This window comes from Microbacterium pumilum, from assembly GCF_039530225.1.
GTDB lineage: Bacteria > Actinomycetota > Actinomycetes > Actinomycetales > Microbacteriaceae > Microbacterium > Microbacterium pumilum.
The window spans coordinates 2,290,163-2,306,165 of sequence record NZ_BAAAOH010000001.1; the positions used below are offsets into that span (position 1 = coordinate 2,290,163).

At 68.7% G+C, this 16,003-nt stretch carries 15 protein-coding genes; 10 read left to right on the forward strand and 5 right to left on the reverse strand.

Translation table 11 applies throughout. From position 1 onward, the window contains the following. The first annotated feature begins 40 nt into the window (after positions 1-40). Both ABD188_RS10035 and ABD188_RS10040 read left to right on the forward strand, forming a co-directional pair. Positions 41-409 (forward strand): YciI family protein, encoded by a 369-nt coding sequence (locus ABD188_RS10035; protein WP_344061344.1) that lies wholly within the window; start codon positions 41-43, stop codon positions 407-409. Next, positions 406-1,659 carry an RNA polymerase sigma factor gene (locus ABD188_RS10040; RefSeq protein WP_344061347.1) on the forward strand — a complete coding sequence of 418 codons (1,254 nt, stop codon included), beginning with the start codon at positions 406-408 and terminating at the stop codon, positions 1,657-1,659. Before ABD188_RS10035 ends, ABD188_RS10040 begins: the two co-directional genes overlap by 4 nt. Here the strand turns inward: ABD188_RS10040 and ABD188_RS10045 are convergent, their stop codons facing one another. Together ABD188_RS10045 and ABD188_RS10050 are read right to left on the reverse strand one after the other, a co-directional pair. Then, the gene (locus ABD188_RS10045) at positions 1,660-3,588 is read right to left on the reverse strand and encodes an anthranilate synthase family protein (RefSeq protein ID WP_344061350.1); all 1,929 of its coding nucleotides are present in this window, start codon (positions 3,586-3,588) and stop codon (positions 1,660-1,662) included. A gap of 284 nt (positions 3,589-3,872) precedes the next feature. Then, positions 3,873-5,111 carry a low temperature requirement protein A gene (locus ABD188_RS10050; protein ID WP_344061353.1) on the reverse strand — a complete coding sequence of 413 codons (1,239 nt, stop codon included), beginning with the start codon at positions 5,109-5,111 and terminating at the stop codon, positions 3,873-3,875. Positions 5,112-5,192: 81 nt separating this feature from the next. On the opposite strand from ABD188_RS10050, the gene ispG reads away from it, so the two are divergent. After that, entirely contained in the window at positions 5,193-6,344 is a 1,152-nt protein-coding gene (gene ispG, locus ABD188_RS10055) for a flavodoxin-dependent (E)-4-hydroxy-3-methylbut-2-enyl-diphosphate synthase (protein WP_344061355.1), read from the forward strand. Positions 6,345-6,569: 225 nt separating this feature from the next. Then, positions 6,570-7,757, forward strand: a complete 1,188-nt coding sequence (locus ABD188_RS10060; RefSeq protein ID WP_344061358.1) for a benzoate/H(+) symporter BenE family transporter — start codon at positions 6,570-6,572, stop codon at positions 7,755-7,757. A 25-nt stretch (positions 7,758-7,782) separates the two neighbouring features. Here ABD188_RS10060 and ABD188_RS10065 read toward each other — a convergent pair whose 3' ends face one another. Beyond that, a complete protein-coding gene (locus ABD188_RS10065) occupies positions 7,783-8,676 on the reverse strand; it encodes a hypothetical protein (RefSeq protein ID WP_344061361.1) in 894 nt (297 codons plus the stop codon). A gap of 77 nt (positions 8,677-8,753) precedes the next feature. Here ABD188_RS10065 and ABD188_RS10070 point away from each other — a divergent pair, with 77 nt between their 5' ends. The 4 genes from ABD188_RS10070 to ABD188_RS10085 all read left to right on the forward strand — a co-directional run bounded on the left by ABD188_RS10070 (position 8,754) and on the right by ABD188_RS10085 (position 12,992). Next, positions 8,754-9,302: a pyridoxamine 5'-phosphate oxidase family protein gene (locus ABD188_RS10070; protein WP_344061363.1), complete on the forward strand. Its 549-nt coding sequence runs from the start codon at positions 8,754-8,756 to the stop codon at positions 9,300-9,302. A gap of 137 nt (positions 9,303-9,439) precedes the next feature. Next, positions 9,440-9,976: an RNA polymerase sigma factor gene (locus ABD188_RS10075; RefSeq protein ID WP_344061366.1), complete on the forward strand. Its 537-nt coding sequence runs from the start codon at positions 9,440-9,442 to the stop codon at positions 9,974-9,976. Further along, on the forward strand, positions 9,973-11,151 hold the full coding sequence (locus ABD188_RS10080; protein ID WP_344061369.1) for a hypothetical protein: 1,179 nt from the start codon (positions 9,973-9,975) through the stop codon (positions 11,149-11,151). Before ABD188_RS10075 ends, ABD188_RS10080 begins: the two co-directional genes overlap by 4 nt. Positions 11,152-11,222: 71 nt before the next feature. Beyond that, the gene (locus ABD188_RS10085; RefSeq protein ID WP_344067005.1) at positions 11,223-12,992 is read left to right on the forward strand and encodes a proline--tRNA ligase; all 1,770 of its coding nucleotides are present in this window, start codon (positions 11,223-11,225) and stop codon (positions 12,990-12,992) included. Between the two features lie 57 nt (positions 12,993-13,049). Here the strand turns inward: ABD188_RS10085 and ABD188_RS10090 are convergent, their stop codons facing one another. Then, a complete protein-coding gene (locus ABD188_RS10090; protein ID WP_344061372.1) occupies positions 13,050-13,556 on the reverse strand; it encodes a pyridoxamine 5'-phosphate oxidase family protein in 507 nt (168 codons plus the stop codon). A 60-nt stretch (positions 13,557-13,616) separates the two neighbouring features. Beyond that, positions 13,617-14,420, reverse strand: coding sequence for a DUF1206 domain-containing protein (locus ABD188_RS10095; protein ID WP_344061375.1), 804 nt, complete (start codon positions 14,418-14,420; stop codon positions 13,617-13,619). 208 nt (positions 14,421-14,628) lie between these two features. Here ABD188_RS10095 and nusA point away from each other — a divergent pair, with 208 nt between their 5' ends. After that, positions 14,629-15,618: a transcription termination factor NusA gene (nusA, locus tag ABD188_RS10100; RefSeq protein ID WP_344061378.1), complete on the forward strand. Its 990-nt coding sequence runs from the start codon at positions 14,629-14,631 to the stop codon at positions 15,616-15,618. Between the two features lie 66 nt (positions 15,619-15,684). Beyond that, a complete protein-coding gene (locus ABD188_RS10105; protein ID WP_344061381.1) occupies positions 15,685-15,957 on the forward strand; it encodes a YlxR family protein in 273 nt (90 codons plus the stop codon). The last annotated feature ends 46 nt before the right edge of the window (positions 15,958-16,003 follow it).

Genomic DNA, 16,003 nt, shown 5'->3' on the forward strand with positions numbered 1-16,003 from the left:
GTGGGAATGAAACGGTTCCACTGACGAAAGGATCACCACCGTGAAGTACGTCATCATGTTCACGTCCACGCCGGAGCTCGATGCGGCCGTGCCGCCGGAGCGTGCGGAGCAGGTGTACCGCCGGGTCTACGACTGGTTCGGCACGCACGCCGACCAGATCTCCGACTCCGGCGCGGAGTTGCAGCCGGTCACCACTGCGACCACCGTCACCCACGGCGGCGACACTCCCGTCGTCGCGGACGGGCCGTTCTCCGAGGCGAAGGAGGTCATCGGCGGTTTCAGCGTGATGGATGTCGAGGACCTCGACGCCGCAATCGCGATCGTCAAGACCTGGCCGATGCTGGAGCTGCCCGGCACCTCGGTCGAGATCCGTCCAATGGTCGTGGACTACAGCCACATGGAGCAATGAGCGCGCCGGATGCCGCGGCACCGGGCTCGGGGGAGCCCCGGGCCGCGGCATCCGATCGCCTGCTCGCGCAGGTGCTGCGGGAGGAGTCCGCGCGTATCGTCGGAGCGCTCGCCGCGTGGCTCGGCAGCTTCGACCTGGCCGAGGAGTCGGTCGCTGAGGCGATCGAGGAGGCCGTTCGGGAGTGGCGGGCGCGAGGCGTGCCGCCGAATCCCGCGGCATGGCTCACGCAGGCGGCCCGGCACAACGCTCTCGACCGGATTCGGCGCGACAAGCGCTACCGCGAGAAGCTCGCGCTGCTCGCCGAGCCCGACGTGGGTTGGCCGGACGCGGACCCGGACGAGCCGGATGAGCGGCTGGCGCTGCTGTTCGGCTGCTGCCACCCCGCACTCTCGCCCGAGTCGCAGCTCGCCCTCACCCTGCGGGTGATCTGCGGACTCACGACCGCCCAGATCGCACGGGCGACGCTGAGCGCCGAGACGGCCGTCGCACAGCGGATCGTGCGGGCCAAGCGCAAGATCGGCGCCGCAGGAATTCCGCTCCGGATTCCGGAGCCGGCAGAGCGGCCGGAGCGCCTCGATATCGTGCTGACGATCATTTCGGTGATGTACAGCGAGGCGCATCTGGGCGCAGGGCGAGATGCCAGCGCGGACCGCGACATCGCCGACGACGCCGTATGGCTGGCGCGGGTGGTCGCTGCGGCACTGCCCCGCGAGGCGGAGGCGCACGGGCTGCTCGCGCTGCTGCTGTTCCATCGGGCACGAGAGGACGCGCGCGCCGTCGACGGCGAGCTGGTGCTGCTCGGAGAACAGGACCGCTCGCGCTGGGATCGCCGGCTGCTGGCCGAGGCCCGCCGCGAGCTCGATGCGGCCGCGATGCTCAGGCGCCCGGGGCGCTGGCAGCTGCACGCCGCGATCGCCGCATGCCACGCGGATGCGCCGAGCTCCGACGAGACGGACTGGCTGCAGGTGCTGACCCTCTACGACATGCTGCTCGCGTACGACCGTTCACCGATCGTGCGGCTGAATCGTTCGGTGGCGCTCGCTGAGATCGAGGGGCCGGATGCCGCGATGGCCGAGCTCGACAGCCTCCAGGACGCGCTCGCGGGGTACCACCTCTGGCACGCGGTGCGCGCGAACGTTCTCCGACGCGCGGGCCGTGACGACGAGGCGCTCGAGGCCGACCTGCGCGCGATGGAATACACCGCGAACGAGGCCGAGCGCCGCCTCATCGCCGCACGCCTGCAGCGCTGACTAGGCGCCGACCGGGGTCAGCGCGTACGACACGAGCCGCTCGAGCGTCGTCATGCCGTCGCGCGACAGGATCGACTCGAGGTGGCCCTGCACGGAGGCGTAACCCGGGCCTCGGAGCGCGTACACGTCGCCCGATTCCGGGTCGGCGGCGACCTCGGTCTCACCGACCCACCCGGTGCCGGGTGCCACCCGTGCGGTGAACGTGTTGTAGAACCCGATCGACGCCGGGGTCCCGAACAGGTCGACCGTGCGCTGCAGCCCCTGGTGCGGGGCGGCGAGGGGAGCGAGCTCGATGCCGAGCGAGTCCGCGAGGATCTGGTGGCTCAGGCACACCGCGAGCAGCGGCCGGCCCGACGCCCGGCGGTGGGCGACGACGTCGCGCATGCGTCCGAGCCGTGCGCTGGCCGGGTCGCGCGGATCGCCGGGGCCGGGGCCCGATACAACGAGGTCTGCATCGTCCAGCTGCTCGTGGGTCACGGTGTTCCACGGCGCGATCTCGACCTCCAGCCCGAGATGGCGCAGCTGATGCGCGAGCATCGTCGTGAACCTGTCCTCGGCATCCACCACGACCGCGGTCCTCCCAGCGAACGGGCCGGCGCCGACGGCATCCTGCGGGTTCAGCCAGAACGCCGCGAGCCGCGCGTTGCGCGAAGCGAGCAGTTCAGCGATCGCCGGGTCGTCGGCGAGCAGCCGCGGGCGTGGTGCGGGAGCGTCCTCGTCGATCTCCGCCACGTGGGACTCGCGAAGGTCGCGTGCGACGGCTCCGATCGCCCCGAGCACCCCGGCCGCCTTGCCGTGGGTCTCGCTCACCTCGCCGTACGGATCCGAGTGGCGCACCAGAGTGGCGCCGACCGGCACCCGTAGGCGATTGTCGACGAGGTAAGCAGTGCGGATGAGGATCGGCGCGTCGAGGTCATGCGACGGTTCCCCTGCAACCACGGCCGCGGGCAGGCGGGGCGTGAACAACGCGGCGACGCCCGAGTAGTACCCGCGAGGCGAGCGCTCGTGCCGCGTGATCACCGTGCACGCGTTCTGCATCGGTGAGCCCGTCACGGTCGGCGCGAACATCGTCTCGCGCAGGATGTCGCGCGGATCGAGGCGGCTGCGCCCCCGCAGGACGTACTCCGTGTGCGTGAGCCGTGACATCTCCTTCAGATGCGGCCCCGTGATGCGCCCGCCATCGGAGCACACCGCGCTCATCATCTTGAGCTCCTCGTCGACGACCATGAAGAGCTCCTCGGTCTCTTTGGTCGACCGGAGGAACTCGGTGAGCGTCTCGGCGGTCGCTCCGCCCGCCGGGTGACGGAACGTGCCCGAGATCGGGTTCATCGTGACGAGCCCGTCGCGCGCGCTGACGTGCGCCTCGGGACTCGCGCCGACGGCAATGTGCCCGGGGGTGACGATCGCGAACGTCCAGTACGCGCCGCGCTCGTATTCGAGGAGGGCGCGGAACCACGTGAGCGCGGCGGTGACCGGGTCGGCATCCACGCCCGCTGTGAAGTCGCGGCGGATGACGAAGTTCGCGCCCTCGCCCCGCCCGATCTCGTCGGAGATCACACGCGTCACGATCTCGGCATACTCCGGATCGGCGATGTCGAAGCCGGGGTCGCGGAGTTCGATGGGCGTCCTCGGCAGTTGTTCGAGCACGTCCTCGCGGGGAATGCGCGTGCGCGCTCCGACGATCAGGCAGCGAAGCGGCGCTCCGTCGTCGTGGCATTCGAAGCCGCGCTCGCGCACCTGGCGGAAGGGCACGAGAGCGAGCACCTCGCAGGGTGTGCCCGCCGCATCCGTCAGCGGGATGTCGGCGAGCAGATCGACATCGACGACCTCGCCGGTGAGCAGCTCGACGGTCGCATCGTCGCGCGCGATCAGTGCGAAGGACCCCGCTTCCACGAGTAGCGCGGAAAGTGGGGAGGGGCTCGGTGTCATCGCCGGCCTTTCATGGCGTCGGACGGTCGCTCAAACGAGAAAGACCGCCCTCAGGCGGTCTGTGGTCAGGGAACGCGAACACACCGCCGTCAGCGGGCGGGCCACCAGGTGGTGAGGTTCGCGGACATGCGGTCACGATAGCAGACCAGCGGAGGCGTGGTGGCGGGCGACGAGGGCCGGCCCGCGGCCTTTGCCGTTTACGGACGCGACACGCCGTGGCGCGGCACACGTCGGCGGCGTGTCGCGTCCGTAACCGGTGAGGAGGGGATGCCGCTGCGCCGCCGTCACTCGGCGAGGGTCCGTTCGAGCATCTCGTTGCTGTGTCGCCAGCCGACCGTCTCATAGCCGACGATGATCACCGCAGGCGAGCACGCGATGACGACGAGAGCGACCCCCAGCGATGCGCCGAGTCCGACGGCGAGCACTGCGATGACGAGCACCGCGACGGAACCGAGCAGCAGCCACACGTGGAACGTGTCGACCTGCATGAGCAGCACGGCGTACAGCGCGAAGACCATGATCTCGAACGCGAGCACCGGAATCGCCACGGTGAGCACCGCGAAGACCGTGTCGACGTGGGCGTGGCCGCTGATGACCTGTGCAGCGACGTGCAGACCGGCGCCGACGCCGATGACCGAGCCGAACAAAAAGATGTGGCCATAGCCCCAGGGAAACGCCCGGATGGGATGCCGGGCGAGCACCGGACCGGGCTCGATCACGAAGTAGACCCACCACATCGCGAACGCGAGGGCGGTGCCGCCGAACGCGATCAGGCCCGCTTCCACAGTCCACCCGGCGGGTTCTTCCACCACTGCGGAGATCGCGAGGATCGTGCCCAGCACGACCTCGCCGAGGCTGATGATGAGGAGCAGCCCGTAGCGCTCCGCGATGTGATGCGGATGCCACGGCGTGCGCCCGTAGCGCAGCTCGGCGAAGACGGGACCGGCGAGCTCGAACAGGATGAGCACCCCTGCGATGAGGAACGTCGTGCTGATCGGGAGGTTGAGGAAGATCAGCGCGACCCACCCGACCTGAGCGATCGAGATGTTCATGGCGTACGCGAGGCACGTGCGGCGACGCTCCGGATCGTGTTTCGCCGCGCGCAGCCAGATCGCGACGGTGGCCACGCGCATGATGACGTACCCGGCGACGAGGACGTTGTTGTCGAGGTGCTCCCCCTCTTCGAGCGAGTGGAAGACATCCGGCACGCCGAGGGCCACCACGAGCACTCCGACCATGACGACGAGGGTGGCGATGCGGAAGAAGATGTCCTCGTTGTCGTAGGCGCTGGCGAGCCACGAATAGTTGATCCACGCCCACGTGACGGCGAAGGTGGCGAAGGCGAAGCCGCTGAGCGCTGTCGACACGTGGCCCAGTTCGAGCGCGTGCGCCGCCTGCGACGAGATCTGGCTGAACGCCACCACGAACGTGAGATCGAACAGCAGCTCGAGCGGCGTGGCGGCACGATGGCTTTCGTGGGGGTCACGTCCCGTCATCCGTGTCAGGCGATGGCTGAGGCTCATGCCGGAAAACTACACCGGGATGCGCACCCGCTCGAAGCCCGCGCAGGCTTCGCCCACCTCGCGCGGCGTAGGCTGGGGAGCGTGCCAGCTGTGAATCTCGGGATGCCCAAGGTCCCCGAAACCCTCGCCCCCCGCCGCAAGTCCCGGCAGATCAAGGTCGGCAAGGTGCTCGTCGGCGGCAACGCGCCCGTCAGCGTCCAGTCGATGTGCACGACGCCGACCACCAACATCAACGCCACGCTTCAGCAGATCGCCGAGCTGACCGCATCCGGCTGCGAGATCGTCCGCGTCGCGGTGCCGTCGCAGGACGACGCCGATGTGTTGCACATCATCGCCAAGAAGAGCCAGATCCCGGTGATCGCCGACATCCACTTCCAGCCGAAGTACGTCTTCCAGGCGATCGACGCGGGCTGTGCCGCGGTGCGCGTCAATCCCGGCAACATCCGCAAGTTCGACGACCAGGTGGGCGCCATCGCCAAGGCGGCGACGGATGCCGGTGTCTCGCTGCGCATCGGAGTGAACGCCGGATCGCTCGACCCTCGCCTGCTCGAGAAGTATGGAAAAGCGACCCCCGAGGCGCTGGCCGAGAGCGCCCGGTGGGAGGCGAGCCTGTTCGAAGAGCACGACTTCCACGACTTCAAGATCTCGGTGAAGCACAACGATCCTGTCGTGATGGTGCAGGCGTATCGCCTGCTCGCCCAGATGGGCGACTGGCCGCTGCACCTCGGTGTGACCGAGGCGGGGCCGGCGTTCCAGGGCACGATCAAGAGCGCGACCGCGTTCGGCATCCTGCTCGGCGAAGGGATCGGCGACACCATCCGCGTCTCGCTCTCGGCGCCGCCCGCCGAAGAGGTGAAAGTCGGCCACCAGATCCTCCAGTCGCTGAACCTGCGCGAGCGCAAGCTGGAGATCGTGTCGTGCCCCTCGTGCGGTCGCGCACAGGTCGACGTCTACACCCTCGCCGACAATGTGACCGAAGGCCTGAAGGACATGACCGTGCCGCTGCGCGTCGCCGTCATGGGCTGCGTCGTGAACGGGCCCGGTGAGGCGCGCGAGGCGGACCTCGGCGTGGCGTCGGGCAACGGCAAGGGCCAGATCTTCGTCAAAGGGCAGGTCGTGAAGACCGTGCCGGAGTCCGAGATCGTCGCCACGCTGATCGAAGAGGCCAATCGCATCGCCGCCGAGATGGGTCCTGCCGCCCCGGTCGGCACTGCGCAGGTCGTCACCGCCTGACGGCCCCGGCGCCACGCGGTGCCCACCCCGACCGCTCTGAACGCGTCCGCGCACGTTCGTGTCCCGGATTCCCCCGGTTCGGCCTGCCCATTCTGAGGTGAACCGGGACATGCATCGGGGAAACCCGGACATGTCGGCGGCCGCGGCGAGCTCGGCGCAGTCGGCACCCGGAGCGGCGTGCGCTAGCGTGCTGATACCCGCGACCCGCCGAGCCCGAGGCATCCGATGACCGACTCCCCGACTTCGTCGTCGCGCGCGCGGCCGATCACCGCCGGCATCGTGACGGCCCTCGTCGGCTACACGAGTTCGTTCGTCGTCGTGCTCACCGGCCTGCGAGCTGTCGGCGCCTCGCCCGAACAGGCGGCCAGCGGACTTCTCGCGCTGTGTCTCGCGCTGGGACTCGGGTGCATCCTGCTCGCGTGGCGGTACCGGATGCCGATCACTGCGGCGTGGTCGACTCCCGGGGCCGCATTGCTCGCGGCCACCGGCCTCGTCGACGGCGGCTGGCCGGCTGCCGTCGGCGCATTCCTCGTGGTCGCCGCGCTCATCCTGCTCACCGGCCTCTGGCCGCAGCTCGGCAGACTCATCGCGCGCATCCCGCCATCGATCGCGCAGGCGATGCTCGCGGGCGTCCTGCTGCCGCTGTGTCTGGCTCCGATCACCGGCATCGTGGTGAACCCGTGGGGGGTCGTGCCGGTCGTGCTCACGTGGCTGGTCTTCGCGCGCCTCGCTCCGCGCTGGGCCGTCCCGCTCGCGTTCGTGGCGGCGGCGATCGTCGTGGCCATATCGCTCATGCGGGAAGGGATGCCCGTCGATCCGACGCTGCTCGTGCCCCGCGTCGAGTTCACCGTGCCGACTCTGACATGGGGATCACTGGTCGGCATCGCGATTCCGCTGTACATCGTCACGATGGCCTCGCAGAACGTGCCCGGCGTCGCGATAATGCGCAGCTTCGGCTACGTCGTGCCCTGGCGTCCGGCCATGCTCGTCACCGGCGTCGGAACAGCACTTGCCGCACCGTTCGGCGGGCACGCGGTGAATCTCGCCGCGATCAGCGCGGCACTCGCAGCCGCGCCGGAGGCGGAGGCCGACCCCGAACGACGCTGGGTCGCGGCAACCTCGGCAGGCGGGTCCTATCTGCTGCTCGCTGCCCTGTCGGCGGCATTCGCGGCGCTCGTGCTGCTCGCGCCGCCGGCCGTCATCCCCGCCGTCGCCGGTCTCGCCCTCTTCGCCGCGTTCGGGTCGGCGATCCAGCAGGCGATCGACGATCCCGGCGAGCGGCTTCCCGCCGTCGTCACTTTTCTGGTGGCGGCATCCGGGGTCGCGCTCGCCGGCATCAGCGCCGCGTTCTGGGCACTCATCGCCGGGCTGGTCGTGCGGTTCGTGATGCACGTCGGCCGGAGTTCCGCGTGAGTCGGCCTCCGCGGGCCCCTGGTCGCTAGGGGTCGGATGTCGCAGCCCCGAGCTGTGGCAGCAGCTGCAGACCGATCGCGCTCGCCACGAATCGCTGCTTGGCATTGCTGGTGAGCTGCGCGACCCAGTCGAAAACGCCGAGGTCCACCCATTCGCGCAGCTCGCCGTCGCGGCCGTGGACGGCGTACCCGACCCGAAGCCCGTCGTAGTACGTCGACTCGAGCGCCTCAGGGCGGATGTCGAGGTCCGGCTGGTCGGCGTGCAGCGCATCCGCGAGACGGTGGGCAATCGCCGGTCGGCGGCCGTCGGTGCGCACGACGGCCACGGGCCGCTCCCATTCCAGACCCAGCGTGCGGGCGGCGGCGTCGAGCAGCCGGCGGTAGACGGTGAGCTGTGCGACGATCGCCGCGACCTCGAATCCGTCGTCTGCCCGGCTCCACCCGGCATCCGCGAGCGAGAACAATCGGAAATGCCGGGTCAGCCCCGGCCGCGGTGCAACCGGCTGCATCCGAAGGACCTGGTGCGCCGTGCACAGCCGGACATGCTCGCGCGGTGCGACTCGGAGTCGCCGAGCGCACTCGAGGGCGAGGACGTTCGTGGGATCCGAGACGACCTCACTCCCGCGGATCGTCGTGAGCGTGCGGTTCTGCGAGGTCGGCGCGACGACCGAGTTCGTGCCGACGGGAGCCACCGGTGAGAGGAGCACCGCGTCGTACTCCGGGGAGGAGTCGAACGCGAGCTGGTCGTACCTGGTCAGAGTGCGCTGGTCGAGCTGTGAGGGACGGACCGTGGCATCGTCGGCCCACTGCGCGAGCAGATCGGCGGGGCGGCGCGCCGCGGCCTCCCCCTGGGCGAGCGTGAGCAGCTCGCCGCGACGATCGCTCGGCGAGACCCCGTGCCCAGTCGGCCGCTCAGCCATCCCGCCATCCTGCCAGGCGCGCATGTGGGGCCGCACGCACGTCTGGCAGCGGGGCACGCCCTCGCTAGGCTCGATCCATGAGCAAGGTCTTCGACGGAATCGATGAGAATCTCGCCGCGTGGATCAACGTGCAGCACCTGTTCTTCGTCGCGACGGCGCCGCTCGCTGCGGAGGGTCACGTCAACGTCTCGCCACGCGGACTCGATTCGCTCAGCATCCTCGACCACCACACCGTGGCCTGGGTCGATCTGACCGGCAGCGGTGCGGAGACGATCGCACACCTCAACGAGAATGGTCGGATCTGCCTCATGTTCTGCTCATTCGACGCGCGCCCGCGCATCGTGCGCCTGCACGGCACCGGCCGGGTCGTGCTGCCCGGCGAGGAAGTGTTCGAGCGGGTGGCCGCGGAGCATCCGGGTCATGTCGGAGCCCGAGCCGTGATGGTCGTCGACGTGACACGCGTATCGGACTCGTGCGGCTGGGGTGTGCCGCAGATGGACTTCGTCGCCGAACGCGACATCCTGCGACCGTGGGCCGAGAAGAAGGGGCCCGACGGGCTCGAGACGTACCGCGCTCAGAAGAACGCCAAGTCGCTCGACGGGCTTCCGGCGCTTCCTCGCACCTGAGTCCGGCTCATGGACGTCGCGTGGCGGGGCCTGTGCGAAGCTGCGGGAGACTCCGACCGCGACCGGGCTGAGCACACCCCGTCGCAGAAAGTGCTCGCGAGCGGGAACCATCTGCCCGATCGCGGACATTACAGGGTATGAACGACGACGATGCGGCGCTGTGGCGGCGGGTGCAGGTGGGTGACGAGTCGGGCCTCGCCGCACTTTTCGATCGCCATGAGGCTCGTCTGTTCCGTCACGCATGCCGACTGCTGACAGCACGTGAGGATGCCAAGGATGCCGTGACCATCGCCTTCTTCGAGCTGTGGCGCAAGCGCAGTTCGGTTCGCCTGGTCGACGGATCTCCGCTGCCCTGGCTCCTCAACACCGTCTCGCATGCGGCGCGCAACCTGGAGCGCTCCGGTCGGCGCTACCGAGCACTCATCGCTCGCACACCGGCCGCGGACTCGGCGCGCGAGCCGAAGGCTGCCGATGAGAGCGGCATCCTCGCGGCTTTGAAGAGACTTCCGGCACGAGAGCAGAGCGTCGTCGTCCTGACCGTGCTCGAGGGGTACCCGGATCGCGCCGCGGCCGAGACCCTCGGCATCCCGGTGGGAACAGTGAAATCCCGGCTCGCACGGGCGAAGGCGAAACTGCGCGAAGATCTCGCAGCGATGGAGGTGTCCTGGACATGAGCGAAGAGCAGCTCTCGCCGCGTGAGCACGCGGAGATGCGCGACATCCTGCTGGCAGGAACGCATCGGATCCGTCCCGCCGGTGCACACCGGATGCAGCTGATCGCTGCCGCGGTGGCCCTGGTGCTGGTCGGGGGAGTGACCGGTGGGGTCGTGACCAGTGCCGCGATCCTGGGCACCCAGAACACCGGCCCCATCACCACACCGTCGCCGACCGTGACCGAACCCACCCCGACCCCCACCCCGACTCCGACACCCTCCACGCCGCCTGTTGTGCCCGAGCCTCCTGCCGAGGGCGTCCTGCCGTTCGGCGGCGAGTGCGAGAACATCACGACAGTCGCCGAGACGGCCGCTGTCACGGGCCTTCCGATGGCGATCGCCGACTACCGCTGGAGGGACGGCGGTGAGGACGTGCTCGGCGGAGTGGACTGCATGTGGCTGTCTGACGGCGAGTATCTCGGCGCGATCGTGAACGTCTACGCCTACCCGGACTCGGTCGTCCCATCCAGTGTCAAGGATGCCGTCATCCCCGGCTGCCGGCCCGTGGAAGATCGGTTCGTGTGCGCGGCATCCGGAGCAGTGGACGGAACGTGGCTGCTCGTGCAGACCACCAGCCGGCTGGACTTCGGCACCGACGCGAGCATCGGAACGCTGTACGACCAGATCGCGGCGCGCATCGGGCAGTACGACACGCCCGTTCCGGCGACGCGCACGGCCGAGTGGTGGGCGATGCCTGACTGCGCGACACTCGCCGGCCAGATCGACCCTGCTGTCCTCGGCCATGAACGGATCGAGTACCAGGGTGACTCCGCCAATGGCGAAGACGGCACGCACCCCTTGGGGATCCCGAACCTCGCCGGCGTCGAGTACACCTGCGGTCTGTCCTTCACGTCGGGCGCCGGCGACGGCATCAGCGGCACGTCCGCCCAGCTGGGCTTCTTCGCCGGCGGTGCCGTGGCGTTCGACACCGCGCTCGCCTCGGCGGGCGCGAGGCGGATCACCGTCGACGGCGCCGTGGCAGCAGTGCTCGTGCATGGCAACGATCGCTACGAAGGCTCGTGGGATGTGCTCCTGGTGAACGACGGCGTCAACGTCCTCGCCGTGTACACCGACGGGCTCACCCCGGGGGATTCCTACATTCCGCTCGCGCAGTCCGTGCTTGCGTTGATGGGCTGAGAGGCCCGCCGGCGGGTCAGGCCGCTCGACGCGCGAGATCCGGCCGCGGCTCGACTCTAGACTTGACCCTCGTGGTCACCCGTCTCTCGCATTTCTTCCTCCGCACCCTCCGCGAAGACCCGGCCGATGCCGAGGTCACGAGTCATCGCCTGCTCCTTCGGGCCGGATACATCCGGCGCACGGCGCCGGGCATCTTCGCGTGGCTCCCGCTGGGTTTGAAGGTCAAGGCGAAGATCGAGGGCGTCATCCGCGAAGAGATGACGAATGCCGGCGCCTACGAAGTGCACTTTCCGGCGCTCGTGCCCGCCGATCCGTACCGCGAGTCAGGCCGCTGGGAAGCGTACGGCGATGGGATCTTCCGGTTGCAGGACCGCAAGGGAGCCGACTACCTCCTGGCGCCGACGCACGAGGAGCTCTTCACACTGCTCGTGAAGGACCTCTACTCGTCGTACAAGGACCTGCCCCTTGCGATCTATCAGATCCAGGACAAGTACCGCGACGAGGCCAGGCCGCGCGCGGGCCTGCTGCGTGGCCGCGAGTTCACGATGAAGGACGCCTACTCGTTCGACTACACCGACGAAGGGCTCGATGTCTCGTACCAGACCCAGCGCGACGCGTATGAGCGGATCTTCCAGCGGCTCGGGCTCGAATATGTGATCGTCAACGCCGACAACGGACTCATGGGCGGTGCGCGCAGCGAGGAGTTCCTGCATCCCATCGCCGTCGGCGAAGACACGTTCGTCCGCTCCGCTGGCGGCTATGCCGCGAACGTCGAGGCTTTCACCACCGTGACCCCCGACCCGATCGCGTTCGCCGGCCTCTCCGACGCGGTCATCTTCGACTCTCCGAACACGCCGACGATCCAGACGCTCGTGGATCACGCGAACCGTCACCTCGACGCTCCGGTCGAGGGGGAGTGGACTGCCGCGCACACGTTGAAGAACGTCGTGCTGGCGCTGACGCACCTCGACGGCACCCGTGAGGTGGTGATCGTGGGCCTTCCCGGTGACCGCGACATCGACGACAAGCGCGCCGAAGTGGTGTTCGCGCCCGCCACGGTCGAGGCTGCCACCGAGGCCGACTTCGAGCGGAACCCCTACCTGGTCAAGGGGTACATCGGTCCATGGTCGCCGACCGGTCCGATCCTCGGCGAAGAGTCCGCGACCGGCATCCGCTACCTCCTGGATCCGCGGGTCGTGGACGGCACCAGCTGGATCACCGGAGCCAACATCGATGAGAAGCACGTCCACTCGCTGGTCGCGGGTCGCGACTTCACCGCCGACGGCTTCGTCGAGGTGGCGAACGTGCGCGCCGGTGACCCGGCGCCCGATGGCTCCGGGCCGGTCGAACTCGCACGCGGAATGGAGATCGGCCACGTCTTCCAGCTGGGCCGGTTCTTCGCCGAAACGCTCGGCCTCAAGGTACTCGACGAGAACGGGAAGCTGGTCACGGTCACGATGGGCTCGTACGGCATCGGCGTGACGCGCATCCTCGCGATCCTCGCCGAGTTGAACAACGACGAGAAGGGCCTCATCTGGCCCGAGTCGGTCGCCCCGTTCGACGTCCACGTCGTGGCGACGGGGCGGGATGCCGTCGTGTTCGACGTCTCCGCGCAGCTCAGCGCGGACCTCGAGGCAGCCGGGCTCGACGTGCTCTACGACGACCGGCCGAAGGTCTCGCCCGGCGTGAAGTTCGGCGACGCCGAGCTCGTCGGCGTGCCCTGGATCGTCATCGTGGGCCGCAGCGCCGCCGAAGGTCAGGTCGAGCTGTGGGACCGCCGCAGCGGCGATCGCCAGCTCGTGCCCGTCGCCGACGTGGTCGCCCGGCTCGTCAACCGCTGACCGCCACTGCGGCGGGCGTTCGATGCGCCATGCCTCGGGCGTGCTAGCCGCTGACTGCTAGCCGACGACCTTCTCGTTGCGCATGGTGTCGTCCGGCGTCTCCTTGGTCACGAGCGCCTTGAGCATGGCGGCCGCCATGACGATCTTGCCGTGCTTGGGCTCCCAGAACTCGCTCGTCGTGGGCCTCACGCGCAGCAGTGCGATATCGGGAGTGTCCAGACCGTCTTCGAACCAGATGTCGAGGGAGGGGGAGTAGAGCTGCTCCATCTTGGCGCGATCGTGGACGAGGGCGGCGGTGCCCGCGACGGACACGAACCTCATCCCCTTGTGGTCGGCGTACGAGAGCCCGACTTCGCTCTCGGCCTGCGCCTCGTCCGCCTGCCTGGACTCGTCCGACAGGAAGAACCAGATGTCGCCGTTCTCGTCCATCTCGCGGGTGCTCATGGGACGGCTCACGAGGTTGCCTGCCGCATCCTGAGTCGTGAGCATGGTGAAGTCGATGTCTTCGACGAGGTCCTTCAGTCGTGCCCTCGCATCGTCCGGGGTGATCGTGTTGTCTGTCATCCCTCCACGCTCACACGACCGACCAGCCGACGAGAGGGGTTGACAGATCGGCAGCGTCCGTCACAGCCGCGCGTACGGCGCACGGAAGAAGCAGAAGACGCCGTAGGCGATGAGACCGACCCCGACGGCACCGACGAGCACCGGACCGAGCGTCAGCGCGAGCAGCGCGTCGATCGCGGCATCCAGGCCCCCCGCGGCGGACGGCTCGACCTTGACGGCGGCCACGGTGAGCAGGATCCCGATGATGATGAGGGCGATGCCCTTCGCGATGAAGCCCACCACGCCGAGGCCCTTGATCCCCGTGCCCGCCGGACCGGACGGGATCGCCATCTTCTTCTCGAAGCTCCGCATGAACCCCATCGCGATGAAGGAGACTCCGCCGATCCCGATGCCGATTCCGATGAGTCCGAGCACGAACGGCCCGCCTGGGATCGAAAGGATGCCGCGGCTGGCCTCCTCGGCGGACTGATCGGCATCGGGCTTCGCGCCGAGGGCGACGGCTGCCGCGATCACGCCGAGCGCGATGAAGACCACGGCCTGACCCCATTCGCCGATGCGGCGTCCCCACTTCTTGGCGGCATCCCCGCCCCGAGCCAGGATGCCCTCGAGCGCGTGATAGATCCCCAGCGCGAGGAGTGCGACCGCAAGAATCCACAGCGCGAGGAACCCCGCCGGGACCGCCGCCACCGCCTTGAACACGCCCGCCTGGTCGGTCTCGCCGTGGCCGCCGAAAGTGACGCCGAGGACGATCACGCCGATCAACACGTGCACGAGGCCATTGGCCGCGAATCCCGCACGGGCGACCACGCGGAAGGAGTGGCTCGATTCTGCTTTGCGGGCAGCGTGCTTGACGTCGGCGGACACGACGCGAGCTTACGCGCGGGTTTCAGGTGGTCGGCTCCCCAGGTCACGAGACGCGGCCACGATCCGCGATGGCGCAGGCGCACAGAAGGGACCGCTCGCGCGGCCGCGACAACCAGAGCCTTCCCAGCGTTGCCCACAGCGGCATCCGGTAACGTTGTAGGGTTCCGGCGGCAGGTCGCGCCGGTGAGAGCTGAATATGGAGGTCACGATGGACATCGATCTGGGATTGCTGCGGACGATCGAGCGCGAGAAGGAGATTCCCTTCGACGAACTCGTCCGGATCATCGAGCAGGCGATCTTGACCGCTTACGCCAAGCACAGCTTCGACACCGGTGAACTGCCCGAGGGCACGCGCGCTCAACTGGACCGCAAGACCGGTCACGTCTCGATCTTCTCGCCCCTCATCGACGAAGAGGGCGCCGTCATCGGCGAAGAGGAGTCGACCCCCGACGACTTCGGCCGAATCGCGGCGTTCGCTGCGAAGCAGGTCATCAGTCAGCGCCTCCGCGACATCGCCGACGACGCCGTGCTGGGCGAATTCCGCGGCAAGGAGGGCGACATCGTCGCCGGGGTCGTGCAGCAGGGACCCAACCCCCGCATGGTGCACGTCGACCTGGGATCGGTGGAGGCGATCCTTCCCCCCGAGGAGCAGGTCGCCGGCGAGGAGTATACTCACGGATCCCGACTCCGCGTGTACGTCACGTCCGTCGCCAAGGGCAACAAGGGTCCGCAGATCACCGTGTCGCGAACGCACCCCGGGCTCGTGCGCAAGCTCTTCGCGCTCGAGGTGCCTGAGATCCACTCCGGACTGGTCGAGATCGTGTCGCTGGCACGCGAGGCGGGTCACCGCACCAAGATCGCCGTGAAGGCGAACGACCCGACCATCAACGCGAAGGGCGCGTGCATCGGCGAGCTCGGCCGCCGTGTGCGCGCCGTCACGGAGGAGCTCGGCGGCGAGAAGATCGACATCGTCGACTACGACCCCGAACTCGCGAAGTTCGTCGCGAACGCGCTGTCGCCCGCGAAGGTGACCTCGAGCTTCATCCTCGATGCCTCGAGCAAGGCGGTCCGCGCACTTGTGCCGGATTACCAGCTCTCACTTGCGATCGGCAAGGAAGGCCAGAACGCGCGGCTCGCCGCCAAGCTCACGGGCGCCAAGATCGACATCCAGCCCGACAGCATCCTCGAGGAGCGCTGACCACAGCGAGCCCCAGAAGTCCCGACGAGGGAAGGGGGGACCGGGGTGAAAGCCCCGGGGTGTAGAATGGAACCTGTACGAACGTGCGTCGGATGCCGTACGCGTGCTCCCCGGTCCTCCCTCCTCAGGGTGGTTTCCATCGATTCCGTCCTCGTCCCCGACGAGCGCGCGTCGATGCCAGGGCGAGGCGCGTGGGTTCACGAGACGCGTGAGTGTGTGGATGCCGCCTTCCGGCGCCGCGCATTCGTACGAGCATTGCGTGTGTCGGGCCCGCTCGACACGCAGACCTTCGAGAAACGGCTGAATGGCTATGGAATCAAAGTGAACGGCTCGAAATGAGTCCCGTCCGCAACTAACGGTCTGCCCTGCCTGGGTAGACCCCAGA

What these genes read in the sequence shown, in the direction of transcription:
- ABD188_RS10070 (WP_344061363.1), top strand. Translation starts at nt 8,754, where the DNA reads ATGAGCAAGGTCTTCGACGGAATCGATGAGAATCTCGCCGCGTGGATC.
- ABD188_RS10080 (WP_344061369.1), top strand. Translation starts at nt 9,973, where the DNA reads ATGAGCGAAGAGCAGCTCTCGCCGCGTGAGCACGCGGAGATGCGCGAC.
- ABD188_RS10060 (WP_344061358.1), top strand. Translation starts at nt 6,570, where the DNA reads ATGACCGACTCCCCGACTTCGTCGTCGCGCGCGCGGCCGATCACCGCC.
- ABD188_RS10050 (WP_344061353.1), bottom strand. Translation starts at nt 5,111, where the DNA reads ATGAGCCTCAGCCATCGCCTGACACGGATGACGGGACGTGACCCCCAC.
- ABD188_RS10075 (WP_344061366.1), top strand. Translation starts at nt 9,440, where the DNA reads ATGAACGACGACGATGCGGCGCTGTGGCGGCGGGTGCAGGTGGGTGAC.
- ABD188_RS10040 (WP_344061347.1), top strand. Translation starts at nt 406, where the DNA reads ATGAGCGCGCCGGATGCCGCGGCACCGGGCTCGGGGGAGCCCCGGGCC.
- ABD188_RS10090 (WP_344061372.1), bottom strand. Translation starts at nt 13,556, where the DNA reads ATGACAGACAACACGATCACCCCGGACGATGCGAGGGCACGACTGAAG.
- ABD188_RS10045 (WP_344061350.1), bottom strand. Translation starts at nt 3,588, where the DNA reads ATGACACCGAGCCCCTCCCCACTTTCCGCGCTACTCGTGGAAGCGGGG.
- ABD188_RS10065 (WP_344061361.1), bottom strand. Translation starts at nt 8,676, where the DNA reads ATGGCTGAGCGGCCGACTGGGCACGGGGTCTCGCCGAGCGATCGTCGC.
- ABD188_RS10105 (WP_344061381.1), top strand. Translation starts at nt 15,685, where the DNA reads ATGGAACCTGTACGAACGTGCGTCGGATGCCGTACGCGTGCTCCCCGG.
- nusA (WP_344061378.1), top strand. Translation starts at nt 14,629, where the DNA reads ATGGACATCGATCTGGGATTGCTGCGGACGATCGAGCGCGAGAAGGAG.